This is a genomic window from Mesorhizobium sp. M7D.F.Ca.US.004.03.1.1 (genome assembly GCF_003998635.1).
Taxonomy (GTDB): Bacteria; Pseudomonadota; Alphaproteobacteria; order Rhizobiales; family Rhizobiaceae; genus Mesorhizobium; species Mesorhizobium loti.
In genome coordinates, this window is record NZ_RZQG01001732.1 from 1 (window position 1) to 514 (window position 514).

1 protein-coding gene is annotated in these 514 nt (G+C 66.7%); it reads left to right on the forward strand.

From position 1 onward, the window contains the following. On the forward strand, nt 1-514 hold a 514-nt coding region (locus tag EN935_RS39755; protein WP_164771915.1), incomplete at both ends, for an alcohol dehydrogenase catalytic domain-containing protein.

The following is a 514-nucleotide window of genomic DNA, read 5'->3' on the forward strand; positions in this document are numbered from 1 at the left end:
ATCGGGTACCGTGGTGGAGACCGGCGAAGGCGTCGAACTGGCCGTTGGCGAGCCGGTCGTCATCAACCCCTATCTTTCCTGCGGAAAATGCATCGCCTGCCGGCACGGCAAGCCGAATTGCTGCGTCAGGATCGAGGTGCTCGGCGTGCATCGCGACGGCGCCATGTGCGAACGCATCCTGGTGCCGGCGCAAAATCTCTATCCGGCAAACGGCCTGTCTCTGGCCGACGCCGCCGCCGTCGAGTTCCTGGCGATTGGTGCGCATGCCGTGCGGCGCTCATGTGCCGAACCCGGCGCCCGCACGCTGGTCATCGGCGCCGGCCCGATCGGACTCGGCACCGCCATCTTCGCCCGCATCGCCGAGCTCGACGTGACGCTGCTCGACATGAGCAGTGAAAGGCTCGCCTTCGCCGCGAATGAGCTTGGTTTCCAGACCCTCGACGGCTCGCGCGGCGCGGCGCCCGATCTGGTCAGGGAGGCGACATCAGGCGAAGGCTTCGATGTGGTCTTCGAC